24 protein-coding genes are annotated in these 24,072 nt (G+C 44.6%); 2 read left to right on the top strand and 22 right to left on the bottom strand.

Annotated elements, in window-relative coordinates:
* Positions 1-5: 5 nt before the first annotated feature.
* The 4 genes from yhbY to B5D59_RS00730 are packed head-to-tail and all read right to left on the bottom strand — an operon-like array spanning position 6 to position 2,803.
* The gene (gene yhbY, locus B5D59_RS00745) at positions 6-296 is read right to left on the bottom strand and encodes a ribosome assembly RNA-binding protein YhbY (RefSeq protein WP_009496952.1); all 291 of its coding nucleotides are present in this window, start codon (positions 294-296) and stop codon (positions 6-8) included.
* 2 nt (positions 297-298) lie between these two features.
* Entirely contained in the window at positions 299-1,126 is an 828-nt protein-coding gene (gene aroE / locus B5D59_RS00740) for a shikimate dehydrogenase (RefSeq protein ID WP_078816521.1), read from the bottom strand.
* A 37-nt stretch (positions 1,127-1,163) separates the two neighbouring features.
* On the bottom strand, positions 1,164-2,264 hold the full coding sequence (gene yqeH, locus B5D59_RS00735; RefSeq protein ID WP_040758141.1) for a ribosome biogenesis GTPase YqeH: 1,101 nt from the start codon (positions 2,262-2,264) through the stop codon (positions 1,164-1,166).
* Between the two features lie 2 nt (positions 2,265-2,266).
* Positions 2,267-2,803, bottom strand: a complete 537-nt coding sequence (locus B5D59_RS00730; RefSeq protein ID WP_078816520.1) for a YqeG family HAD IIIA-type phosphatase — start codon at positions 2,801-2,803, stop codon at positions 2,267-2,269.
* A 135-nt stretch (positions 2,804-2,938) separates the two neighbouring features.
* Between B5D59_RS00730 and sigK the strand changes: the two genes are divergently transcribed.
* Positions 2,939-3,637, top strand: coding sequence for an RNA polymerase sporulation sigma factor SigK (sigK, locus tag B5D59_RS00725; RefSeq protein ID WP_040758142.1), 699 nt, complete (start codon positions 2,939-2,941; stop codon positions 3,635-3,637).
* Positions 3,638-4,103: 466 nt separating this feature from the next.
* Here sigK and mtnN read toward each other — a convergent pair whose 3' ends face one another.
* The 15 genes from mtnN to cymR all read right to left on the bottom strand — a co-directional run bounded on the left by mtnN (position 4,104) and on the right by cymR (position 19,098).
* Entirely contained in the window at positions 4,104-4,796 is a 693-nt protein-coding gene (gene mtnN, locus B5D59_RS00720) for a 5'-methylthioadenosine/S-adenosylhomocysteine nucleosidase (protein WP_009496957.1), read from the bottom strand.
* 261 nt (positions 4,797-5,057) lie between these two features.
* Positions 5,058-5,720: a DUF1510 family protein gene (locus tag B5D59_RS00715; protein WP_078816519.1), complete on the bottom strand. Its 663-nt coding sequence runs from the start codon at positions 5,718-5,720 to the stop codon at positions 5,058-5,060.
* Between the two features lie 115 nt (positions 5,721-5,835).
* Positions 5,836-6,312, bottom strand: a complete 477-nt coding sequence (gene greA / locus B5D59_RS00710; protein WP_078816518.1) for a transcription elongation factor GreA — start codon at positions 6,310-6,312, stop codon at positions 5,836-5,838.
* 208 nt (positions 6,313-6,520) lie between these two features.
* Positions 6,521-7,156 (bottom strand): uridine kinase, encoded by a 636-nt coding sequence (gene udk / locus B5D59_RS00705; protein WP_009496960.1) that lies wholly within the window; start codon positions 7,154-7,156, stop codon positions 6,521-6,523.
* A complete protein-coding gene (locus tag B5D59_RS00700) occupies positions 7,153-7,821 on the bottom strand; it encodes an O-methyltransferase (protein ID WP_078816516.1) in 669 nt (222 codons plus the stop codon). Before B5D59_RS00700 ends, udk begins: the two co-directional genes overlap by 4 nt.
* Positions 7,822-7,853: 32 nt before the next feature.
* The gene (gene mltG / locus B5D59_RS00695; protein WP_009496962.1) at positions 7,854-8,990 is read right to left on the bottom strand and encodes an endolytic transglycosylase MltG; all 1,137 of its coding nucleotides are present in this window, start codon (positions 8,988-8,990) and stop codon (positions 7,854-7,856) included.
* Between the two features lie 88 nt (positions 8,991-9,078).
* Complete coding sequence (locus B5D59_RS00690; protein WP_009496963.1) at positions 9,079-9,369, bottom strand: DUF1292 domain-containing protein; 291 nt, start codon at positions 9,367-9,369, stop codon at positions 9,079-9,081.
* 11 nt (positions 9,370-9,380) lie between these two features.
* Positions 9,381-9,800, bottom strand: coding sequence for a Holliday junction resolvase RuvX (gene ruvX / locus B5D59_RS00685; protein WP_009496964.1), 420 nt, complete (start codon positions 9,798-9,800; stop codon positions 9,381-9,383).
* The gene (locus B5D59_RS00680) at positions 9,797-10,069 is read right to left on the bottom strand and encodes an IreB family regulatory phosphoprotein (RefSeq protein WP_040758807.1); all 273 of its coding nucleotides are present in this window, start codon (positions 10,067-10,069) and stop codon (positions 9,797-9,799) included. Before B5D59_RS00680 ends, ruvX begins: the two co-directional genes overlap by 4 nt.
* A gap of 260 nt (positions 10,070-10,329) precedes the next feature.
* On the bottom strand, positions 10,330-12,963 hold the full coding sequence (gene alaS, locus B5D59_RS00675; RefSeq protein WP_078816515.1) for an alanine--tRNA ligase: 2,634 nt from the start codon (positions 12,961-12,963) through the stop codon (positions 10,330-10,332).
* A 283-nt stretch (positions 12,964-13,246) separates the two neighbouring features.
* Entirely contained in the window at positions 13,247-15,670 is a 2,424-nt protein-coding gene (gene recD2 / locus B5D59_RS00670; protein ID WP_176132461.1) for an SF1B family DNA helicase RecD2, read from the bottom strand.
* Positions 15,671-15,694: 24 nt separating this feature from the next.
* The gene (locus tag B5D59_RS00665; RefSeq protein WP_078816513.1) at positions 15,695-16,363 is read right to left on the bottom strand and encodes a tetratricopeptide repeat protein; all 669 of its coding nucleotides are present in this window, start codon (positions 16,361-16,363) and stop codon (positions 15,695-15,697) included.
* 12 nt (positions 16,364-16,375) lie between these two features.
* Complete coding sequence (mnmA, locus tag B5D59_RS00660; RefSeq protein ID WP_078816512.1) at positions 16,376-17,494, bottom strand: tRNA 2-thiouridine(34) synthase MnmA; 1,119 nt, start codon at positions 17,492-17,494, stop codon at positions 16,376-16,378.
* 22 nt (positions 17,495-17,516) lie between these two features.
* On the bottom strand, positions 17,517-18,665 hold the full coding sequence (locus tag B5D59_RS00655; protein ID WP_040758147.1) for a cysteine desulfurase family protein: 1,149 nt from the start codon (positions 18,663-18,665) through the stop codon (positions 17,517-17,519).
* 13 nt (positions 18,666-18,678) lie between these two features.
* A complete protein-coding gene (cymR, locus tag B5D59_RS00650) occupies positions 18,679-19,098 on the bottom strand; it encodes a cysteine metabolism transcriptional regulator CymR (RefSeq protein ID WP_009496971.1) in 420 nt (139 codons plus the stop codon).
* Positions 19,099-19,225: 127 nt separating this feature from the next.
* Between cymR and B5D59_RS00645 the strand changes: the two genes are divergently transcribed.
* Entirely contained in the window at positions 19,226-20,521 is a 1,296-nt protein-coding gene (locus B5D59_RS00645; protein ID WP_040758148.1) for a replication-associated recombination protein A, read from the top strand.
* Between the two features lie 297 nt (positions 20,522-20,818).
* Here B5D59_RS00645 and B5D59_RS00640 read toward each other — a convergent pair whose 3' ends face one another.
* From B5D59_RS00640 to B5D59_RS00630, 3 genes are all read right to left on the bottom strand, one after another.
* Positions 20,819-21,610 carry a DUF6612 family protein gene (locus B5D59_RS00640; protein ID WP_078816511.1) on the bottom strand — a complete coding sequence of 264 codons (792 nt, stop codon included), beginning with the start codon at positions 21,608-21,610 and terminating at the stop codon, positions 20,819-20,821.
* A gap of 115 nt (positions 21,611-21,725) precedes the next feature.
* On the bottom strand, positions 21,726-22,802 hold the full coding sequence (locus B5D59_RS00635; protein ID WP_078816510.1) for a branched-chain amino acid aminotransferase: 1,077 nt from the start codon (positions 22,800-22,802) through the stop codon (positions 21,726-21,728).
* A 20-nt stretch (positions 22,803-22,822) separates the two neighbouring features.
* Complete coding sequence (locus tag B5D59_RS00630) at positions 22,823-24,067, bottom strand: glutamate-5-semialdehyde dehydrogenase (protein ID WP_078816509.1); 1,245 nt, start codon at positions 24,065-24,067, stop codon at positions 22,823-22,825.
* Between the last annotated feature and the right edge of the window lie 5 nt (positions 24,068-24,072).

Raw genomic sequence — 24,072 nt, 5'->3', positions numbered from 1 at the left:
TCTCCTTATGGTAGTAGTATGCGTTTCTTCTCTTTCGATTCTCTGTACAAGACGATGATATTACCAATGACTTGCACTACTTCGATTCCTTTGAACGCGCCAATTCGTTCTGCTATTTCGTTCTTGTCCTCCTCACAATTTTGAAGGACGCTGACTTTCAAGAGTTCACGTGCTTCCAGCGCTTCATCAATTTGCGCCAGTATCGCTTCTGTCAAACCACTTTTCCCAATTTGGAATAATGGTTGCAAATGATGTGCTTCACTGCGCAAAAATCTTTTTTGTTTACCTGTTAACATGTTTACCCGCCAACTTTCATTGTAATCGTTTCAATCATTTTTTTCGTATCGGGATAGACGCCTGTCCATTTTTCAAAAGCGAGTGCACCTTGGTGTACAAACATCCCGACACCATTCATAATACGCGCGCCTGCTTGTTCTGCCGCCTGTAGAAATTCTGTTTCCAGCGGATTATAAATAATATCCGCCACTATTGCATCTCTTGCTATGTTTTTAGGATTTAACGGCACACCTTCCTGCGCAAAATTCATCCCGACAGAAGTCGTCTGGACGACGAGACCAAATTTGCCTAGCCGTTGTTCCGCTTCCTCTATCGAGAAAACGTACGCATTCCGCATTTGTGCAGCCAGTTCTGTCGCCTTGGAAGCTGTCCGATTTGCAAAATAGAGAGGACCGTAGCCAGCAGATTGCAGTGCAAATGCGATTCCTCTCGCCGCACCTCCAGCTCCTATGATCAGCACAGGTGCATCTACACCGTCGTCTCCCGCAAACTCTTCCAACGATCTCACAAAGCCTGCACCGTCCGTGTTGGTACCAATCAGTTTCCCGTCATTTGTTTGATAGACCGTGTTGACTGCGTCCATGAGTTTTGCTGAATCGTCCACTTCATCTAGGAACGGAAGGATCGCCTGCTTATGCGGCACCGTGACATTCCATCCACTGCAGCCGAGCGTACGTAAGCTTTGAATCGCCTGCTCAAGATTTTGCGGCTCTACATGGATCGGCACATAGGTTGCATTCAGATTGCTCTGTCCAAACCACTGATCATGCATCGTCGGTGACATCGATTGTGCGATCGGGTCGCCTAAAACTGCATACCATTTCTTCATTGCTATCCCCTTCCGTCTCATAAGCTATTTGCGGACCTCAAATCAATGAAGGTCGTATAATCACATTCACGCCTTTAGGTGCATGCACAGCTACCTGTACATCCGCATGCTGAATCGTAATCCAGCCAAGACCTGAAATAACGACATCCGTCTTCGCTTCTTTAATTGAAAATTCATGACGAACGAGTGGCGGCAGTTTCTCAAGTGAAGCCGCACTCGGCGGAGACAGCATGTCCCCCAAATGATTGAGATAGAGCTCATCCGCATTTTCCAATTTTGTCCGATGCAGCGGCAGACCGTTCGCTACGTAGATATTGAATGACGAACGATCCCCTGCGATAAAATCAAAGCGAGCCAAACCACCAATGAATAAAGTTTGCTCAGCATTTAACTGATAAACTTTCGGCTTCAACTCTTTTTTAGGTGTGATGAGTTTCAAGTCTTTGGCGTCCAGGTCATGTGCTATTTGATGATCGTTAATAATGCCTGGTGTATCCATTAAGGACTTGCCGTCATCCAACGGAATCTCCACAACATCAAGTGTTGTACCCGGGAAGTAGGACGTTGTTATGACATCCTGTACGCCTGTCGCATCTTTTATAATGCGGTTGATGAATGTGGACTTCCCGACATTCGTACAGCCCACGACGTAGACGTCCTTGCCTTTACGGTAGGTCTCGATGGCGTCGAGCGCTTCCGACATCCCTGTACCTTTCACTGCAGATACAAGCAGGACATCGATCGGTTTCAATCCTAATTTTGCCGCTTCGGCTTTCATCCAGTTGGTCACACGTTTCGGATTGATCGACTTCGGCAGTATATCGGATTTATTGCCAATCAATAAAATGTCTTTCTTGCCGACGAAACGATGCAGCCCATTGATCCAGCTGCCGTTAAAATCGAAGATGTCGACCACTTTGACAATCAGTCCGTCTTTTTCACCAATACCGTTCAAGATCGCTAAAAAGTCATCTCCCGATAAGGACACCGGCTGCAATTCATTATAGTTTCGTAATTTGAAACAGCGCTGACAAATGACATCTTCCTTCTCTAAAGAGGAAGGCGGTGCAAAGCCTTCTGCTGTTTTATCTGTCGTCTGGATCGCAATCCCGCATCCAATACATTTGATCGATTCCAAATTTACTCCTCCCACGTGATCAATCCTTTTCTTTTAAACCTTGCCATAATCCTTCGTTCAATCGCTCTGTTGAATTTCGTAATAGGCGCATCAGAGCTTGCTACAGGAACGACCAATATCGTCTGCAGACCGACCCGGTTCGCACCTAAGACATCTGTCAACAGCTGGTCACCAATCATCACAATTTCATCTTTTGGCAATCCTAATGTCGCGATTGCTTGATGAAATGCTTGTTTCAGTGGTTTCCGTGCTTCACAAATAAACGGAATGCCTAATGGATCACAAAAATGACTCACGCGTTCTATATGATTATTGGAAACAATCGTAATTTGTAAACCTGCATCGTGCATCGACTTGAACCACGCCATAATATCCTGCGTAGCATCTGCACGGTCCCATTCAACAAGTGTATTATCCAGATCGGTAATGATGCCCTTAATGCCTTGTTTCACAAGCTTTTCCGGCTTGATATGCAACACCGATTTGACATATTCACTCGGTAAAAAATGTTTTAACACGTTATCCTCTCCGCCCTGCATCAAATTCTTGTCTGATTATAACATAGTTGCGTATTCCACACGCACTCCTATGTCTAAATTCCCCGGTTTTCTTGTCGGGTGATAGTCCCTTACATCTTCGCATATGTTGAAGTATTAAGAATCGGAGGTGGTCACATGAGCGGGTTTTTCATGGCCGTCGTGCAATTGTGGTTAGAGATCCCCGCATTACTCGGCTATATCAGAGGGCAAGCGTTCCTTCGCCCACTCTCAAAAAAGGAAGAAGCAGAGTGCCTGAGACGATTAGCTGAAGGCGATGAAAGTGCGCGCGATGAGTTGATTGAACACAATATGCGGTTAGTAGCTCATATCGTGAAGAAGTTTCAGCCGAAACATGAGTTGTTGGACGATTATATTTCCATCGGCGTCATCGGCTTGATGAAAGCAATCAACAGTTTCACACCTGACCGAAAGACGAAACTCGCAACGTATGCCGCTCGCTGTATCGAAAATGAAATTCTTATGTATTTGCGAACACAGAAGAAAGTCCAGAAAGATGTCTCCCTTTATGAACCCATCGGCCTCGATAAAGACGGCCAATCCTTAGAAATCGCGGATCTTCTCCAAACAGATGATATTCCTCCACAAACCACAGTTGAACAGAACGAGCAAAAAGAGCGCTTGTATAAGCATTTGGGTAAGCTCGATGCCCGAGAGCTGGAGATTATCCAACGACGCTATGGCTTGCTCGACGACAAACCAATGACCCAAAAAGAGATTGCCAAACAATTGAATATTTCCCGTAGTTATGTTTCTCGTATTGAGAAAAGAGCCATTGTGAAATTATATCAATCTTTTAAGCATGAGTATCAATGAGTTTCTGATTCGGCTAGCTGCAAACGCCAGAGATTAGGATCATAAGTCAAAACAGCTGGGTGTTCCAAAGGTCGCCACTTCGCTGTTTAGCCTTATGCCTGTCGTCTCTTACACGGTGTTTGCAGCTTTTGAATTTAAAAAGCGTTTCCACTGGCCAGGGTCCCGGGGTTCCGGGGGTCCCTGCACATCGGAAACGCTTTGTTTATCTTTATTCAGCAGAACCTCTCGTCCTGTAAATAGAGAGAGGAATAAGGTTTTATATCCTGTTCAGCATGTGTACAAATACGCACTGAACAAAGATATAGCCTTCGACAGCTGTCAGTCCGCCTTGACCTCACGTAAAATTACTGCCGCCAAAATTGCTGTTACTACAAATGCACCACCCATAAGGAATCCCATCGGTTGTCCCTCCTTTCGACGAAACTATCATATGCTTTGTCTACTAATTAATTTTACCATAACCGAATCAAAGTTTCGAGATGACGCGTAAAACAATCTGTGACGAATGTTTTGCTGCAAGTGGTAAAAATTCATCAAAACTGATAGACGACTCTTTCCCAGCGATATCGGAGAGCGCACGAATGACTACGAATTTTGTGTTGAATTGATAACACACTTGAGCAACGGCTGCTGCTTCCATTTCGACAGCGATGACTCGCGGAAATTTCTCTTTTACTGACAACACTCGATCAGCATCAGACATAAATACGTCAGCAGACGCAATCGTTCCTACCGCGTGCTTGTATGTATCCAACTCTGTAACTGTTTCCTTTGCCAGATTAATCAATTCCTTATCTGAAGGGAACGTAGCAGGAAGTTGAGGTACTTGGCCGAGTTCATAGCCAAATGCCGTGACGTCTACGTCATGGTGAAGGACGTAATCGGAAATTACAATTGTCCCTACTTCGAGGTCGGGATGTGTACCGCCTGCTGAACCTGTATTTAGTACGATGTCCGGCTTGTAGTTTTGCAAAAGAATGGTCGTAGCCATAGCAGCGTTTACTTTACCAATACCACTTTTTGTAACGATGACTTCATGTTTGCCAACTTTTCCTTCGATGAATTCGCAGTTGGCGATAGTAGTAATTTTCCCAATGCCGATTTCACGGCGCAGTATTTCTACTTCTTCTTCCATGGCTCCAACGATAGCTATTTTCATTGTTCTCTCTCCTTCGAAAGTTTGTTTCCATTAAAATAATAAAACCTAAAACATTGTGTATGTTCAGGGCATCGTTGATTTGCGCTGCGGGCAGGACGCTTTCCGGGGGGCGTGGCTTGAGCCTCTCGTCGCTACACTCCTGCGGGGTCTCAAGGCTCACGTTAATCCCCCTGGAGTCGCCCTCCGCTCCAATCAACTAGTAACGCTTTTTGGTATTGAAATAAAAACAAACCATAGCCACTCATAATAAATAGTGTAGGTCTATTTCGTCTCCAATGTATTCAGAACATCCATTTTTACTGGTGTCCAGCCTTCGCCGTCTACCCATTCTATGTAGACTTTGTATTTCTCTGATTTGTCCAGACTTGAGACGATGCCTTCTGATTTTTGGGGGCTTCCACCGTTTTGGATGCGCCAGTAGATCAGTTGGTCTTCAGGAAGGCCTGTGGCGTATGAAATCGCTGCTTTTTTCTCGTGCCAATCATCAGATTCCCCGTCATATTTAGAAACGTGCTCACCTGTTTGTTTTGTTCCGATTGGTTTCCAATTTGAATTCACTATCGTCTCTTTAACAGCACTGTCATTAGATGGAGTGACGGTAAGGGATTCGGATTCGTCAACGATCTTGCCGCCTTCCTCCTCTTCGTCCTCCACATTGGTATCTTCATCCGGATTTGTTTCTTCTGTGTCGTCTTCATCCGGCTGCTCTTCCACGAGCACATTGTCATCCGGTGCCTCTTCAGTCTGTTGCGGCTCCTGTTTCTGATCTTTGCTTGCTTCTTCCTTGTCATCGCCAATAATAAATGTGACGCCGACAATTAAAATGAGCAATACAACGATGCCGATTAAAATGTTTAATATCTTATTTGCCTTATTCCCTTTTTTACGTGACATTCTGGAAAAATTAGGTTCTCGATCTGCCATTTATCACATCTCCTTAAACACAGCATATACCCTTGTCCAATCAGACGTTTTATCCGACCAATTGGTTTCAAAAAAAGCAATACCGTCTTCTGCCAGTGAGAAGACGGTACATTTGTCATTTTATCTCGAGTATTTCAACTGACATTTCGCCGCCGGGAGTTAAAATCTTTACTTTGTCATCTTTCTTTCGTCCAATCAATCCCTTAGCGATAGGAGAATCATTCGAAATGAGTCCTTCCAAAGGATTCGCTTCCGCGGAACCGACAATCGTGTACGTCTCTTCTTCTCCATCTGGAATTTCTTTGAACGTCACCGTTTTGCCTAATTGCACTTCATCGTTGTTCAACTCATCTTCTGTGATGATCACTGCATTGCGAATCATAGATTCCAATGAAGAAATCTTTCCTTCAACAAATGCTTGGTCTTCTTTCGCTGAATCGTACTCGGAATTCTCCGATAGGTCGCCATAACTACGTGCTATTTTGATACGTTCAACGACTTCTTTACGCTTTACCGTCTTAAGATATTCTAGCTCTTCTTCTAACTTTTGTTTACCCGATACCGTCATAGGGAATTTTTTTTCTGAAACCATTTAAACAACACTCCTTAAATTTCTGTTCATAAAAAATACTATGCCACACCAACTTCAGGTATGTGACATAGTGGAACTATTATTGTTTACGTTTACCTTACTCCAATTCAGTTTAGGCTAACTGAATTTCAATAGACCGTGCATCCTTCCAATAGCTTATAGCGACAAGGTCTACGTTGAATTAATTTAAAATTATGTCATCATCATATTATACTTCGTCTGCAGAAGCAAGAATTGTTTTTATTTTAGTCACCATCAAATCGATAGCAACCGCATTCTCTCCGCCTTCTGGAATGATTATATTGGCATACTTTTTTGTTGGTTCAATGAATTGATTATGCATTGGCCTAACTACGGATAAGTACTGTTCGATGACCGAATCCACATTTCGACCTCGGTCATTGATATCGCGTAATAATCTTCTGATGATCCGAATATCTGCATCCGTATCGACAAATAATTTAATGTCCATTAAATCACGCAGACGTTCATCCTCGAGCACGAGAATCCCCTCTAAAATGATCACGTCCTGTGACTCCACACAATTCGTCTCCGCAGACCTAGTGTGCAATGTATAATCATATGTCGGTACTTGGATCGATTGTCTTTCCAATAACCGGTTGATATGTTCAATTAATAAATCAGTGTCGAATGCCAGCGGATGATCATAATTCGTTTGCAGCCGTTCTTCAAATGCTAAATGTGATTGGTCTTTGTAATAGTCATCTTGCTCGATGACTACAACGGAATGACCTTGAAACACTTCATGAATCTTTTTGGTGACACTCGTTTTACCGGAGCCGGAACCTCCGGCAATGCCGATCACAACAGGCTTTTTCTTCACAGCGATTCCCCTTTGCTGCTTTCTAATTCGTTTTTCTTGACCGCAATCAAAATTCCATCTCCAATGGGCAGAAGAGACGTCTCATAACGTTCATGGTTCATTGCCCAATCAGTGAATTTTTGCAGATTGCGAATCATCGTGCGATTTCGTTTCGGTACTTCTGCATCTTTCAACAGCACCATACCATGCATGAACATATTATCACAATAAATTACACCTTTTGCGCTGATCAATGGACTATATTTTTCAAAGAACTTTTGATATTGTCCTTTTGCCGCATCAATGAACAAGGTATCAAATGGTTGCTTTGGCAAGTTCTTTTCGTCAAATTCCAAAGCATCATCCTGGATGATTTGAATACGTTCTTGTAAACCGCTTCGCTCAATATGCTCGACAGCTTTCGCATAACGTTCCGCGTCTCTTTCAATTGTATAAATTATCGCCTCAGGAAACGCTAGAGCTATTCGGATTGCCGAGTAGCCAATTGCGCTGCCGATTTCTAGAATTCTTTTTGGCTGCTGTATTTGAAGCAGTCCAATCAACGTATTCAAACCTGTATCATCCATGATCGGTACGCGGTGTTCTGCCGCATAGCGCTCCATTTCAAGAATGAGCGGCTCTTTCTCTTTGGCAAAACCGTTAATATAGGCACTGTAATCCGCCATATAATTTCTCCTTTATAGAACCTTCTTATTTCTTATTTATGCTGACTATCAATATACTCAGCTTTGTTTTTCAAATGCTCTTCATAAGTCTTCGCGAAATGATTCACACCATCTTTATCTGCCAAGAAAAATAAATACTTTGTTTTGGAAGGTTCGACAGCTGCTTGTAAGGACGCGGCTCCCGCATTGGCGATAGGACCCGGTGGCAATCCTTTATTTTGATAGGTGTTGTATGCATTTTCCACTTTTAGATCCTCGAGTAATACACGGTCTTTATGCTCTCCTAAAGCATACAAAACAGTAGGGTCTGTTTGCAGAGGCATACCTTCATCCATTCGGTTAATGAACACACTGGCGATGGTTTCACGATCTGCTTTGCTCGTTGCTTCTTTTTCAAGCAGGGAAGCAAACGTTAATAGCCAGTGCGCGGACTTTTCTTTCTCTTCTAAAAAGCCTTGGAACGGAATGATATTTTGCACCGTTGCATCCACCATCGTATCCACTACTTCTTCCACTGACGGCGACTCATCATAAAATGGATACGTGGCCGGGAATAAATAGCCTTCTAGAGCATAGCGAATGTTTTCTTTTTGTATTTCTTCGGTAATAATATCGGGATACTTCGTCATATATCGCAAAACGGCGTCTTCACTCGTTACAAAATCCATAAATTCCTCTTTTGTGAACGATGCCTTTGCGCTTGTCCTTTCTGCGATCTGATCTAGCGTCAAGCCTTCCGGTATCGTCAGCGTGAAGGCAGGCGTTCGATACACCACACCTGTTTTCAAACTCTGAAGTAATTCATCAGGCGTCATAGATTTAGTAAGACCATATGTTCCAGCTTGGAAATCTGCTTCATTGTTTACTTTTGCATAGTATTTAAACACTCGAGCACTTTTGATAACGCCCTTTTTTTCCAGAATCTCAGAAATAGTATCCAACCCCGAACCAATCGGTACGACCACTTCTACGACTTTTTCAGAGTCCGGATCAACTGGCTTTAATGCACCTTTTATGTATGTATAGATAGAGAAACCGCCAATTATCCCAATCACGAGAATGACGGATACGATCCAAAACACGATTTTTCGAACTGTCCTCACTTCTTCCTTTTGTTCAAGCATCCGTTGAAACATAACTTCCTTTTTTCTTTGGGGCTCTTTTTCCATAACCCTCACCTCTTTTTCACTACTGCTGAATTAAGTTAAAAAAGACGGAACGGTCCGCACCATTCCGTCCGTCACATGAATAGAACTCTCAGTCGCCTTCTTCTTCAAGGAAAGTATTCAATACTTCTTCAATCATATCCCATTCTTCATCGGATTCGATTTCGAGTAATTCTCCGCCTTCTTCGCCTTCCTCCGTAGGAATGAAAGCAGATGCGTGGATTTCGACATCTTCGTCATCGTCCACTTCTTCACCGTCTAAAATGTGGTAAAGTACATACGATCTTTCATATTCTTTCGAATCAAATGTTAAGATCACTTCACAAACATGCTCTTCACCGTTCTCGTCAACTATTGTCATTGTTTCTTGTCCGTGTTCCATTCTAATCACCTCTAAATTTTTTTTGAATCCAAATACCCTTGAAGTATCATGACAGCTGCCATTTTATCAATCACCGATTTCCGCTTTTTACGGCTTACATCCGCTTCGATTAAGACACGTTCGGCAGCCATCGTCGTCAGCCGCTCATCCCAAAGAACAACTGGAAAACCAAATTTCTCGCGTAAACTTTCGGCGTATTGTTCAGAGGCTTGTCCCCTCGGGCCGATTGTATTGTTCATATTTTTAGGATAGCCGACGACAAATTCATGTACTTCGTATTCTTTAGTTAGTTCTTCGATCCGCTCAAGACCGAAAAGACCTTCTTCTTCGTTGATTTTGATCGTCTCGATGCCTTGAGCAGTCCATCCGAGACCATCACTAATTGCGATGCCGACTGTTTTCGTGCCGACATCCAATCCCATTATTCTCATTCTGCTTTTCCTCTATTCTCTCGAATGTAGAACTTCACTAATTCTTCGAGAATTTCATCTCGTTCTAACTTTCGTATTAGACTGCGAGCGTCTTCGTGGCGCGGAATATAGGCTGGATCTCCGGATAGTAAATAGCCGACGATTTGATTGATCGGGTTATAACCTTTTTCTTCCAATGCTTTGTAGACATGGAGCATGACTGCTTTGACTTCTTCCTCCATTGATTCCTCTGGAAAGTTGAATTTCATCGTTTCATCAGATGAATTCATACTCGACACCCCGCTTTCCGATTCCATTATGTGTATACCAACCAATCGTTCTTTCGCTTCCTAGACACCGTTGATTTCCGCTTCGGGCGGACGCTTTCCAGGGGGCGTGGCTTGAGCCTCCTCGTCGCTTCGCTCCTGCGGGGTCTCAAGACACACGCTGACCCCCTACGAGTCGCCGCCCTACGCTCCAATCAACTAGAGATGTGAAATAATAAGCCTATTTCAATAGTGTATATCAGTAGAACGATTGCTGAAATTGGTTAAACAGATTTTACATAATCATACACGGATTGGAGCGCGTCATCAAGTTTAGACGCGTCTTTTGCTCCGGCCATTGCCATGTCGGGACGGCCGCCGCCTTTTCCGCCGCATAGGGATGCGACGTGGTTGACGATTTTCCCTGCGTGATACTCGCTGCCTTTTAAGTCGTTCGTGATGCCAGCCGCGAGCATTACTTTGCCGTCTGTGACGGTTCCTAATACAATGACGCCTTTGGATGTTTTTTGTTTCAGTTCGTCGATCAGCTGGCGAAGGCCATTGTTGTCTTTTACCTCTACATTGGCTGAGATAACTGTGATGTCTTCGATTTGTCGAGCTGTTTCCATGACGTCCGTCAATTGGCTGTTGCCCATTTTTGCAGCTAATGATTCGTTTTCACGCTGCAAGTCTTTATAGTCCGCCAAGATAGATTCGACTTTCGTTACGACCGTTTTCGGTGTTGCTTTCGTCGCTGTCGCTACTTGATCGATGACGGCTTGGTCTTCTTTAAAAGAATGGAATGCTTGTCCGCCTGTCAATGCTTCGATTCGGCGTGTTCCTGCTCCGATTCCGCTCTCCGAAACAATTTTGAAGACATTGATGTCAGATGTGTTGTTTACGTGACAGCCGCCGCATAGTTCGATAGAGTAGTCGCCTACTTGCACCACTCGGACGATGTCTCCATATTTTTCACCAAACAGGGCCATTGCACCCATTTCTTTAGCTTCTGCAATTGGAGCAAGTGATGTATTGACAGGAGTTCCTGCCCAAATTTGTTCATTCACTTGATATTCAATACGTTCGAGCTCCTCTTTCGTCACTTGGCCGAAATGCGAGAAGTCAAATCGCAGTCGATCGGGGCCTACATAAGAACCTGCTTGATTGACATGCTCTCCAAGGACATCTTTCAATGCACGGTGCAGCAAGTGAGTAGCTGTATGGTTCTTGACCGTCAGCTGACGTAAATGCTCGTCGACCACGGCAGTAACTGCAGCGCCCCCATTCATTTCTCCGGAACTGATGAAAACGGTGTGCAAGTTTTGGCCATTCGGTGCTTTTTGGACATCCTGGACTTCTGCAATGAATGCCTCATTGGTCAATTTCCCTTTATCTGCAATCTGTCCGCCACTTTCTGCGTAGAAAGGGGTCTGATCTAAGATCACTTGCACAGTTTCACCTTCAGCAGCATGTGAGATACGCTGGCCATCTTTTAAAAGTACGATAACCGAAGCATTCGTTTGCAACTGCTGATAGCCGATAAATTCACTTGGAACATGGATTTCACCAAGCACACCGGATTGGATGTGCATGGAATCTACGTCCGCTCTCGCAGCGCGTGCGCGATTTCTTTGTGCTGCCATCTCTTCATCAAAGCCGATACGGTCGACTGCAACATTCTCTTCCAGTGCGAATTCTTCGGTTAATTCGAACGGGAAGCCGTATGTGTCATACAACTTGAATGCGTCGCTTCCTGAAACCACAGGCACTTCAGAAGCTTTAGCTTTCTTGATGATTGTTGAAAGAATCGCCATTCCGTCATGCAATGTTTCGTGGAAACGGTCTTCTTCATTTTTTACAACCTTCATGATAAACGCTTGTTTCTCATGCACTTCAGGATAAAAGTCTTTCATAATATCTCCTACAATCGGAACGAGCATGTACATGAACGGCTTATCAATTCCTAATTGCTTAGCGAAACGGACCGCTCTTCTTAGTAGTCGGCGCAAGACATAGCCACGGCCTTCATTGGAAGGTAGCGCTCCGTCCCCTATCGCGAAGGCAACAGTACGAATATGGTCCGCGATTACTTTAAATGCAGTATCTGCTACCGTTGTTTCCCCATATTTCTTGCCTGAAACGTCTTCTACTGCTTCGATGATGGGCAAAAACAGATCTGTATCGAAGTTCGTCGGGACATCTTGGATGACTGAAGCCATTCGTTCGAGGCCCATCCCTGTATCAATATTTTTCTTAGGAAGAGGAGTGTACGTATGATCCGGATTATGATTGAACTCAGAGAATACTAAGTTCCAAATTTCCAAGTAGCGATCATTTTCTCCTCCCGGATATAATTCAGGATCGGAGAAGTCGTCTCCATAAGCAGGACCGCGGTCATAGAAAATTTCTGAGTTTGGTCCGCTTGGGCCTTCTCCGATATCCCAGAAGTTCCCTTCCAAACGAATGATCCGCTCTGTAGGGATTCCAATCTTGTCTTTCCAAATGGAGTATGCTTCTTCGTCTTCCGGATGAACGGTGATCGACAACAATTCCGGATCAAAACCGATCCATTTATCGTTCGTCAGAAAATCCCACGCACGAATAATTGCTTCTTCTTTAAAATAATCACCGATCGAGAAGTTTCCGAGCATTTCAAAGAACGTATGATGACGCGCTGTATAGCCAACATTTTCGATATCATTCGTACGGATCGATTTTTGTGCATTGGCAATCCTCGGATTCTCCGGTATGACTCGTCCATCAAAATACTTCTTCAACGTTGCAACGCCACTATTGATCCATAGAAGCGATGGGTCATCGACAGGCACTAAAGCGGCCGATGGTTCTACTTTATGCCCATGCTCTTTAAAATAGTCTAAAAAAAGTTGGCGAATTTCAGATGCCGTTAGTTTTTTCATCGTTTACTCCTCCTAAAATTAAAAAAACTCCACCCCTGTATAAAGGGGCGAAGGTTAAAGAATCGCGGTACCACCCTAATTACCGCAAGTTGCGGTATCTCGAGTTGCTTTAACGCAGCAAAGACGGCAGGGATTAGCTGCAACTTCGGAATAGCGTTCCTCAAGTCCTGCGAGAGCTTTTTCAGCCTGGAAGCTCTTTTCTAAACACAGAATACATGAGTACTCGTTCCTTCGACGTTTTTCAATATTTCTAAACGAATTATAGGAAAGTTCTACTGCTTTGTCAATCGGCCGCTTCCAGAAAGTCGAATGGCGACACATCTGACATTCCAATCATCGGATCAATCATACTGAAATTGTCCATCGTTAACTTTGCGGGTGTGGTTTCCACAGCCTGCTCAATTGGTTGTTTCGCCTCTTCAGAGCCAGTCAACTGAACTGTTTCTTCCGCTTCTTCTATATCAATAAAACCAGCAATCCGCTCTTTCAATGTCGTTTGACGCTCGGTTTCATCCGTTCGCTCGATACCTGCCTTGAACTCTTCCGCCTCACCACATAGTATCAAGAAGTTTTTGGCTCTCGTGATGCCTGTATACAGGAGATTGCGTCTCAGCATTTTACGTTGACTTCGTACAATCGGCATGACAACGATCGGAAACTCACTGCCCTGAGACTTATGGATCGAACAGCAATAGGCTAGCGTGATTTGATTCAGATCGCCGCGTTCATAGTTCACTTCATTGCCGTCATACGAAACGACCAACATCGCTTTTTTATCAGTCGTCTCTTTGGCCAACATGATGGCTACAACTTCTCCCATATCGCCATTAAAAACATTGCTTTCCGGCTGATTGACAAGCTGCAGCACTTTATCCCCGACCCGATACGTCGTTTCACCAAAAGTCATTTCTTTTCTGCCCGCAGCGGGCGGATTGGTGATTTCCTGGATCATTTTGTTCAGACCGTCTATGCCAGCCGGACCTTTATACATCGGTGCTAGCACTTGGATATCTTTGATCGAATGTCCTTTAGATGTCGCACTTTGAATGATTTGTTTGACCGCAGGGAGGATTTGCTCACTGGAAGCCCGTATGAATGATCGGTCAGACGTCTTCTTCGTCACATCCATCGACCATGTCCTCTGCTTAATCATATGCGCCATTTCGATAATAGTAGAGCCTTCACTTTGACGGAAAATATCGGTCAATTCAACAACCGGAATCTTGCCTGACTGCATAAAATCATGCAGTACTTGGCCTGGTCCGACAGACGGCAGCTGATCTTGGTCACCGACGAATAAAAGCTGTGCATCATTTCGGACCGCTTTCAATAATTGATGCATCAGCCACGTATCGACCATCGACGTTTCATCGATGATGATTAAATTGCCCTCTACTTCCCGCTCAGTCTCTTCTTCCGATTCCTGACCGGTAAAGCCGAGAAGGCGGTGAATCGTCATAGCGGGCAATCCTGTGGCTTCTGACATACGTTTTGCTGCCCGTCCGGTAGGTGCCGCCAATATAATTGGAAACGGTTCTTTCTTACGTGCGTATTCTTCAAGATCCAATGAGAGTCCATGTAATTCTGCATATACTTCAACGAGACCTCGGATAACGGTTGTTTTCCCCGTCCCCGGTCCTCCCGTCAAAACGAGCAAAGAAGAATGCAGCGCCCGCTCAATTGCTTCCACTTGCGTTTCCGCATACTCCACTTCCAAACGTTCTTCAATTTCGCCAATCGCTTTTCTGATCTCAGAAGCAGGGAACTGTTCATCCACTTCATTTTCCAGAATGCGTTGTACTTTTGCAGCGATTCCGATTTCCGAATAATAAAGGGAAGGTAAATAAAGCCTTTGCTTTTCGGCAGACAACGTCCCTTCCTCAACCAATTCGATAACCGCTTCCGAGATGGATTCATACGATATGTCATGAGGCTGACTTGCTTCGAGCAATTGCTTCGCTTGCGGTAAGATCTCTTCAGATTCCAAATAAACATGACCTGAAGACTGCACTTCACTATGTACACTGTAATAAACAGCAGCTTTTATTCGCGCGGGATGATCGCCTACTAATCCCAATTGTTTCGCCAAATCATCTGCGCGCTGAAAACCGATCCCCTCGATTTCCTTTATGAGCCGATAAGGATTTTCCGTCAAGATGTCGATTGCATCGTCTTGATAAGTCTGATAAATCCTCATGGCGATTTGAGGTCCGAAGCCCCATTCATTAAGTTGCACCATAGTTCGTTCAAGACCTAAGTTTTCTTGTAAAACTGCTACAAGCGTATCTTTTCGTTCCTCTGACAAACGCGGGACCTGATCGAGGACGGACCGATCTTCCAAAATCTTCTGTATGACGTTATTGCCTAAAATCTTTACGATTTCTCCTGCCGTCTTCTTCCCAATGCCAGGAAATAAATCACCTGATAAATAATGAATGAGCCCGGCTTCGGTTGCCGGAAGCTCTTTTGAAAACGTTTGGACGTCAAATTGCTGACCATGGACAGGATGGTTCACCATACGACCGGTAAACTTATAATCCTCTTCAGCAATCAATGGAGGAAAGGAGCCTTTGATGACGATCTCTTTATCCCGATAATCTGTATTGGTCGATGTGACTTTCATTTTCACTATGGAAAATAAGTTCGTTGCGTTATGAAAGATCGTTACAATCGGTCTGCCGATTATATACTGTTCAGATTCATTCATCAGGCCCTCACCTCCTTCTCTCTGCTATTCGCTTTGTTCGTCGCCGAGCTGGATCATATCGTAAATATATCGCGCCTGTGTGTGCTCCGGCTCGACCGTAAAGGCTTGCTCCAAGTGGGACAATGCGCGCTTTTTATCCTCCGTGGAGACTGCAAACAACACGCCTAGGTTATAATGGGCGTCTGCATGTTCCGGTTCCTTTTCTAAAATGGTCTCAAAAACCGGCTGTGCCTCGGGAAACAGTTCCAGTTTCGCCAGTAAAATGCCGTAAGACAATAAAACTTCCTGATCGTCTTCGTTCAATTCAACAGCCCGCTGCAAGTAAGGCAATGCCAGACGGTCATTGCCTGCCTGTTCCATGCTTTTCCCCAACATAAAATAGACGTCTGCCGTTTCCAGTCCCGTCTGGATGGCTCTCTCATAAAGTTTGGCCGCCTCTTCAAAACGCTCTTGATTGTAGTACAGATTGGCGAGGCCATAAAATGCTGTGCCTGCCTTATCGTCAAGAGTCAATGCTTTTTGGAAAAATGGTTCCGCACGCTCTGTGTCTCCGAGCGAAGCGAAAATATTTCCAATATTAATATAGCCGGTTGCATCCTCAGGATTTTCCTCAATGGATTGCATGAACAACTCGACTGCTTTTTCGTAATTGCCTTCTTGCATTTCTTGAATTGCTTCATTCTGTAACGACATCATATACCCTCCTTACCCAACGTATGTCAGCTTTTTGCCATCTTTAAACACTTCATCAATCGTTCCGCCGCCCAAGCATTCCTCGCCGTCATACAGGACGACCGCTTGCCCCGGGGTAACCGCACGTACTGGCTCCGCGAATGTAACGATGGCCCCTTCACCTGACAGTTCCACAGTCACTTGTGTGTCCGGCTGACGGTAACGGAACTTTGCCGTACAAGAAAATGTCTTCGGCAATTCCTTTGTTGTACAAATATTCATATCTGTCGCTTTTAAGCTGGTCGAATACAAGGCATCATGATGAAACCCTTGCTCCACTAGTAAGACATTGCGCTCCAGATCCTTACCAACCGCGAACCAAGGCTCCCCTGAACCGCCGATCCCAAGTCCATGGCGCTGGCCGATCGTATGATACATCAACCCATCATGTTTCCCCATGACTTTACCGTCCATAGTTTGCATTTCCCCTGGAATCGCAGGCAAGTATTCACTCAGGAATTCTTTGAAGTTCCGTTCGCCAATGAAACAAATGCCTGTAGAATCTTTTTTCTTCGCTGTCGCCAGTCCTGCTTTTTCCGCGATTTCTCGAACGCTTGATTTTTCCAAGTGACCCAGCGGGAACATAACTTGCTGCAGCTGCTCCTGTGTCAATTGATTCAAGAAATACGTTTGATCTTTATTGTTGTCAACTCCACGAAGCATCGCGACGCCATCTTCACGTTCTACGACTTGTGCATAATGACCTGTCGCCAAGAAATCTGCTCCCAAGCTTTTAGCATGCTCTAGAAATGCATTGAATTTTATTTCTTTATTGCACATTACGTCTGGGTTCGGGGTGCGTCCTGCTTTGTATTCATCCAAGAAATACGTGAATACTTTATCCCAATATTGCTTCTCAAAATTAACGGAATAGTAGGGAATGCCGATTTGATCGCAGACACTTCTTACGTCTTCAAAATCTTCTGTCGCTGTGCAATGTCCAGATTCGTCTGTGTCATCCCAGTTTTTCATGAAGATTCCAATCACTTCATAACCTTGTTCTTTCAAAAGTAATGCCGCAACCGAAGAGTCCACTCCGCCAGACATTCCAATGACTACCCGTGTATCTGCTGGGGCTTTTGTCGTTCTCATTTCCACTTCATCCTTTGCTGGTTCATTTCACTAGTCTTTTCACTACAGCGGAGATTCTCTCTGCGGCTTCTTCAATCATGGATTGCTCCAGACCGTATCCAAAGCTGATGCGTATCGAGTTTCGAGCGTTATCGGAGTCGTCTCCGAACATAGCCGTCACGACATGCGACGGTTCAAACGAGCCCGCTGTGCAAGCGGAACCGCTAGAAACCGCAATTCCTTCTAAATCCAAACTCATCAAAAATGTTTCCACGTCTGTCCCCGGGAACGAAACATGGTAAATATGCGGCAGTACCGGAATTGATTCATGTACTGTCGGCAAAAATTCTATTTCATTTCGTTTGAAAATTTCACTCATCGTCCGCTTGTATGACTGATAGGTTTCGGCGGTCTCATCCTTTGTTTGTTCCGCGATGGACACAGCTTGTGCAAACGCTGCTGTCGCCGGAACATTTTCCGTACCAGCACGCCGTTTTTTCTCTTGTTCACCGCCATGCAATTGAGCATCCAGTAATTTTCCGCTTCTCTGATAGAGGAAACCAATTCCTTTTGGACCATTCAGTTTATGTGCAGAGACCGACAATAGATCCACTTGCAGTTCATTTACATCGAGCAAGGAAGTTCCATACGCTTGAACTGCATCTGTATGGAAGATCGCTTGATGCGACTCCAGAAGATTGCCAATTTCGGCAATTGGCTGTATCGTGCCTACTTCATTGTTTCCATACATGATCGAGACAAGAATGGTTTCGTCTGTCAATGCATGCCGAACTTGTTCCACAGAAATAAGGCCGTTTCGGTCAGGTTGCAAATACGTCACTTCATAGCCTTGTGACTCCAGTCGTTTACACGGATTTAACACCGCGTGATGTTCGATTTCTGTCGTGATGATATGACGTCCATGTGGCTGCATTATTTGCACAGAGCCGAAAATCGCTAAATTATCCGCTTCGGTGCCTCCTGAAGTGAAGATGATTTCATTCGGCAGAGCACCGACTGAGAGAGCTAACGTTTTACGCGCTTCCTCTAGCAGTTTTTTCGCGTTCCTGCCGAATTGATGCGTGCTCGACGGATTGCCGTACGTATCTGACAACGCGGAAGTAAAACGTTCCAAGACTGTTGGATGCATAGGAGTCGTAGCAGCGTAATCTAAATAAATGGCTTGTTTCATCTGGTAAACTCCTTTAAATATAGAACATGTATTCATCTTGTGTTGGCGTGTCTTCATACTCGATCAGATCTTTAATTGTCGTATGGTCGAGTACTCCGCGGATTGCGTCACCAATTCGTTTCCATAATTCGCGCTGTGGAATTTCATCATCCTCAAGTCCTTCCACGAGCTGGATCGGTCCTTCAAGCAGACGAATGATCTCCCCCGCTGTAATTTGTGAGGGATCTTTAGCTAGTTTGTAACCTCCGTATGCTCCGCGAACACTTTTAACGAGTCCACTGTTGCGTAAAGGGGGGATTAATTGCTCCAAATACGCTTCGGATAGATTTTGCTCTTCTGCAATTTTCCGCAGCGGCACAGGGCCTTCCCCAAATTTTCGTCCTAATTCTACAATAACCGTGAGGCCGTATCGACCTTTGGTGGAAATTTTCATTTTGGCATCGTCCTTTACTAAAATTGCTGTCGTTAGTATAGCATAATTCTAGCGTTCGTTCTTCGAAATGACTTCATTCAGATTTTACGATATAATGAAAGAACAGATGTACGGAGGATTGATATACATGCATAACGAACCTTTGGCCTTCCGCATGCGGCCTGAAACGATAGATGAAGTCATCGGACAAGACCACGTCATCGGGGAGACGACCCCCCTTTATCGAATGATCAAAAATGGGCATGTCCCATCTCTTTTATTATATGGTGAACCTGGCATAGGTAAGACTTCCCTTGCCTATGCCATCGCAGGAACTTCCAAATTGCCATTCATTGCGCTGAATGCGACAGTGGCAGGGAAAAAAGATGTAGAAGATGTCGTCAAAGAAGCAAGAATGACAGGAAAAGTATTGTTATTTTTAGATGAAATACACCGCTTCAATAAATTGCAGCAAGATACGCTGCTGCCCCACGTAGAAAGCGGATCGATCATTTTGATCGGAGCGACGACAGAAAATCCTTTTCATGACGTCAATCCGGCGATACGCTCTCGATGCGGTGAAATCGTGCAGTTAAAACGACTGCAGCCGGAAGATTTGCTAAATTTATTGAAACGCACATTAGAAGACAAAAAGAAAGGCCTTGGACAGGAAGACATCGTCATAACGACTGAGCAGCTTCAGAAAATCGCTGAAGGGGTCAATGGAGATGCGCGTAAAGCGCTAACGTTCCTCGAGTCGTTGCTCGCTGCGAGCGATGAAGAAAACGGACAGATCATTGTTGAAGATGATTTGCTGCAACAATTGCTCACAAGAATCAGTTTGCTAGGCGACAAAAAAGGCTCCCATCATTATAATTTGTTATCCGCACTGCAAAAAAGCGTGCGAGGCAGCGATGTCAATGCGGCGCTTTACTACTTGGCACAACTTCTCGAAATCGGGGATTTGACGGCGGTCACGAGACGATTGCTCGTCATGAGTTATGAAGATATCGGCTTAGCTGCTCCCGATGTCGGTGCGCATGTCGTCGCCGCTACGGATGCCGCTTTGCGCTTAGGTATGCCGGAAGCCCGCATTCCTTTGTCGGTCGTTACGGTGGAGATGTGTTTGGCTTCGAAATCGAACTCGGCTTATCGGGCAATCGATCAAGCGACCAAAGTTCTTCACGAGCAACCAACCGGCGAAATCCCAATGCACCTTCGCGATACTCATTATGGCGGAGCAGCACAGCTCGGCCACGGAGGATATGTCTACCCGCACGATACGCCAGTCGGCTCATTCGGCGGCTGGACGGATCAGCAATACTTGCCCGACAGCTTAGCAGGCACAGAGTTTTATTCCCCAGTTGAAGCAGGTGATGAAACGAGAATGGCCGCCATCTATAAACGACTGCTCTCGTTTAAAGGCAAAAAAAATCCACGATAGCTTAAGGGCTTCGTGGATTTAAATTGCAGAAAAAAGTTGCTATTGGAGAAGGCACCGTTGATCTACGTTCCAGGCGGACGCTTTCTGTAGGGTTTAACGAGAATGATAAGACTCTGGACTGAGCGAAGTAAAGGAAGCGGCTTATTCGAAAGTGTCCCGTCTGTAGCGCAAATCCCCGAACCACAAACCTATTTTCTTTTGCTATATTTAACACTTTGACTTCCCAACTGTATTAGTTCGGGATTCGTCTATATGAGAAAATCCACGAAAGCTATTGGCTTCGTGGATTTTTTTATTTCATTTCAGCAATTCTGCAAAGCCCGCAGGCGTTTGAATTGGATCGATGTCGTTGAAATAACTGTAGTTGGCATCTAGTTTTTGTTTATAGCGAATATAGTCGCGACCGAAATAGCTTGTAATATTTGCGGACAGCTTCATACCTGTAACGAAAAATGTTTTTTCATTCACAGTCAATTCCAGATCCATTTTCTCAACGACTGGAAAACCAGTATGGGTATGTATGAACTGTTCAGGCATCGGACTGTTCACCGCCACTTCTTTCATGAATCGTCGGTACTCGGCCGGCGTTAATGAAAACTGAAGAGCATAACCATAATCGATTTTTTCCAACTCTGCGCTCTCTATGAAAGGCTCCAGTAGAGAGAGGTCCATAGCAGGAGCAGTGAATGGCACCCATACATCCAGTAATTCTTTGCGTTCTTCCTCTGTCATCGCTTGCCAGTCGCCCTTTTCTTCCTGTACTGCCAATTGATCATCCTGTCGGAAAATATGAAGGTTTTTTGGCTGTTGTTTCGGAATCTGTAAAACTACTTCTTCTGAAACTTTCACAGGATCCAGTTCGACATTCGATTGGATATGCAGCTTTTTACTGTCGCGCTCAACCGGATCAGAAGTGACGCTGCTCTCATCAAAGACAATGCTCGTATGTACAGATTTCAGCTCCTTCATCGCTGCATCTGCTTTCTTCAGCACATCTTCAGGGCTAGATGGTGCCGAAGATGTTTTTCCGCATCCTGCCATCGTAAATATCACGACTGCCAGGAAAAGAACGAAATATCGTTTGTTCATCAAGAAACTTCCTTTCAATCAAATCAATCAAAACTATTTACAGTGTACTGCACGGGAGCGCACTTGTCACGAATGATTCGATATCCGTTCGATCTTCCTATAAGAGGAAGATCGATCAATCTACTTTGACAACCCAATTGAACGGATCTTCCACTCTACCTGTCTGAATTCCTGTAATTGTTTCATATAATTTCAGAGACAATTCTCCGATTTGATTACCATTGATTTCACATTTTTCGTCGCCCCAAGATAATTCACCCATCGGCGAGATTACTGCAGCAGTTCCTGTGCCGAACGCTTCTTCCAGAGTTCCAGCCGCATTGGCATCGAATATTTCTTGGATGGATACTTTACGTTCCGTTACTGGAAATCCCCATGATTGCAGCAATTCGATGACGGATTTACGTGTGATCCCTTCTAAAATGCTGCCGTTCAGACTTGGCGTAATAACTTCTCCATTGATTTTGAAGAACACATTCATCGCGCCGACTTCTTCAATGTATTTATGCTCTTTTGCATCCAACCAAAGCACTTGCGAATAACCCGCAGCTTCTGCTACTTCTTGCGCTTTCATCGCACCCGCATAGTTCCCTGCGGTCTTCGCACTTCCTGTCCCGCCTACCGCAGCACGGACGAACTCTGATTCTACCGCAATTTTCACAGGGTTCATACCTTCTTTGTAATAGGCACCTACCGGAGATAAAATGATCATCAATCGATACGTCTTCGAAGGCGCAACACCTAAATAAGGCTGTGTCGCAAAAATGAATGGACGGATATACAGTGAAGTGCCTTCCCGATCAGGAATCCATTCTTTATCTAAAGAGACCAATTCCTTTAATGCATCAAGCATCAATTCTTCATCAAAGTTCGGCATGCATAATCTTTCATTGGAACGGTTCAGGCGTTTCATGTTTTCATCCGGTCGGAATAGCACGACTTCTTTATCGTCAGTTACATAGGCTTTTAATCCTTCAAAAACAGTTTGACCGTAATGCAAAACAATCGCTGCCGGGTCAAGCATGAACGGCTCGTACGGTACAATGCGTGCATCATGCCAGCCTGTTCCTTCCGTATAATCCATTACAAACATATGATCCGTAAATACTGTGCCAAAAGCCAGTTGATCGGTTGCCGGTTTTTCTTTCGGTTGTGCGTTTCTTTTGACTGTTATCTTGTTCTTCGCTGTCATATCTATACCCTCCTGAATATTTATCTGATTTGGCCAGTGCCGCGGATGACAAATTTGGATGAAGTCAACGCTTCTAATCCCATTGGCCCCCGTGCATGTAGCTTCTGCGTACTGATCCCAATTTCTGCACCGTAACCGAACTCGAAGCCATCTGTGAAACGAGTCGATGCATTAACATAGACAGCCGCCGCATCCACGCTATTCAAGAACTTTTCCGCATGCTCATCACTTTGCGTAACAATACCTTCTGAGTGTTTTGTACTGTATTGCTTAATATGATCAAGCGCTTGTTGGAAGTTCTGTACATTTTTCATCCGCAATTTCAAATCCAGAAATTCGCTCGACCAGTCATCTTGCTCCACTTCAGCAATCGAAGGATCAAATTGATGGATTGTCTCGTCTCCCACTAACTGGACATCTTTTTCACGCAAACTATCGATCAGCTTTTCACCGTGTTGCTGTAACCAATTCTGATCAATGATCACCGTCTCAATTGCGTTACAAACTGAAGGTCGGTGAGTTTTTGCATTCACAACGAGGTCGATCGCCATTTGCGAATCCGCTGATTCATCAATGTATAAATGACAGTTTCCAGCTCCCGTTTCAATAACCGGAACAGTGGATTCACGGATAACTGTTTGAATCAATTTCGCACCGCCACGTGGGATCAACACATCCAAATAGTCATTTAACGTAAACAATTCCTTCGCAGTTTTACGGCTCGTATCTTCAATCAACTGCACGGAATCGACTGGCAAGGAACCTTTTTCCAGTCCTCGCTGAATGACATGCCATAGCGCGAGATTTGAATATTTGGCTGACGAACTACCACGTAATACGACTGCATTCCCCGTCTTCAAAGCGAGAGATGCCGCGTCAATTGTAACATTCGGACGCGCTTCATAAATCATCGCAATGACACCGATCGGCACACGCTTTCTGACGATGTGCAAGCCATTTTCCTTTTCGATCTCTTCCAAGGTCTCCCCGATTGGATCTTTCAAATCAATCAGTAAACGAACGCCTTCAGCCATTGCTTCAATGCGGTCCGGCGTCAATAAGATCCGATCGAGCACAGCTGCCTCGATACCGTTTGCACGGCCTTCTTCGATATCTTTCTTATTTTCCTCAAGAAGATGTTCTTGCTCCTCCAACAATTGATCTGCAATCAAACGAAGTGCTTCGTTCTTCTCTTCCGTCGTTGCCGTGTTCAACACATAACTCGCTTCTTTAGCCGCTTTCCCTTTACGTCTGATCTCACTCATTGCCC

Origin of the sequence: Sporosarcina newyorkensis (genome assembly GCF_900167515.1) — a bacterium.
Classification (GTDB): domain Bacteria; phylum Bacillota; class Bacilli; order Bacillales_A; family Planococcaceae; genus Sporosarcina; species Sporosarcina newyorkensis.
The sequence above is the reverse complement of the archived record's forward strand: the minus strand, read 5'-3'. Positions and strand labels throughout refer to the sequence as shown.

Coding starts and splice junctions, on each gene's coding strand:
- mltG (WP_009496962.1), bottom strand. CDS start 8,990: ATGGAAAAAGAGCCCCAAAGAAAAAAGGAAGTTATGTTTCAACGGATG.
- B5D59_RS00700 (WP_078816516.1), bottom strand. CDS start 7,821: ATGGCGGATTACAGTGCCTATATTAACGGTTTTGCCAAAGAGAAAGAG.
- B5D59_RS00630 (WP_078816509.1), bottom strand. CDS start 24,067: ATGAGTGAGATCAGACGTAAAGGGAAAGCGGCTAAAGAAGCGAGTTAT.
- recD2 (WP_176132461.1), bottom strand. CDS start 15,670: ATGAATGAATCTGAACAGTATATAATCGGCAGACCGATTGTAACGATC.
- B5D59_RS00665 (WP_078816513.1), bottom strand. CDS start 16,363: ATGTCGTTACAGAATGAAGCAATTCAAGAAATGCAAGAAGGCAATTAC.
- cymR (WP_009496971.1), bottom strand. CDS start 19,098: ATGAAAATTTCCACCAAAGGTCGATACGGCCTCACGGTTATTGTAGAA.
- yhbY (WP_009496952.1), bottom strand. CDS start 296: ATGTTAACAGGTAAACAAAAAAGATTTTTGCGCAGTGAAGCACATCAT.
- alaS (WP_078816515.1), bottom strand. CDS start 12,963: ATGAAAAAACTAACGGCATCTGAAATTCGCCAACTTTTTTTAGACTAT.
- ruvX (WP_009496964.1), bottom strand. CDS start 9,800: ATGAGAATAATGGGATTGGATGTCGGCACGAAAACAGTCGGCATCGCA.
- mtnN (WP_009496957.1), bottom strand. CDS start 4,796: ATGAAAATAGCTATCGTTGGAGCCATGGAAGAAGAAGTAGAAATACTG.
- B5D59_RS00730 (WP_078816520.1), bottom strand. CDS start 2,803: ATGCAGGGCGGAGAGGATAACGTGTTAAAACATTTTTTACCGAGTGAA.
- B5D59_RS00645 (WP_040758148.1), top strand. CDS start 19,226: ATGCATAACGAACCTTTGGCCTTCCGCATGCGGCCTGAAACGATAGAT.
- mnmA (WP_078816512.1), bottom strand. CDS start 17,494: ATGAGAACGACAAAAGCCCCAGCAGATACACGGGTAGTCATTGGAATG.
- B5D59_RS00680 (WP_040758807.1), bottom strand. CDS start 10,069: ATGAATTCATCTGATGAAACGATGAAATTCAACTTTCCAGAGGAATCA.
- B5D59_RS00715 (WP_078816519.1), bottom strand. CDS start 5,720: ATGGCAGATCGAGAACCTAATTTTTCCAGAATGTCACGTAAAAAAGGG.
- B5D59_RS00690 (WP_009496963.1), bottom strand. CDS start 9,369: ATGGAACACGGACAAGAAACAATGACAATAGTTGACGAGAACGGTGAA.
- B5D59_RS00635 (WP_078816510.1), bottom strand. CDS start 22,802: ATGACAGCGAAGAACAAGATAACAGTCAAAAGAAACGCACAACCGAAA.
- B5D59_RS00640 (WP_078816511.1), bottom strand. CDS start 21,610: ATGAACAAACGATATTTCGTTCTTTTCCTGGCAGTCGTGATATTTACG.
- greA (WP_078816518.1), bottom strand. CDS start 6,312: ATGGTTTCAGAAAAAAAATTCCCTATGACGGTATCGGGTAAACAAAAG.
- B5D59_RS00655 (WP_040758147.1), bottom strand. CDS start 18,665: ATGAAACAAGCCATTTATTTAGATTACGCTGCTACGACTCCTATGCAT.
- sigK (WP_040758142.1), top strand. CDS start 2,939: ATGAGCGGGTTTTTCATGGCCGTCGTGCAATTGTGGTTAGAGATCCCC.
- aroE (WP_078816521.1), bottom strand. CDS start 1,126: ATGAAGAAATGGTATGCAGTTTTAGGCGACCCGATCGCACAATCGATG.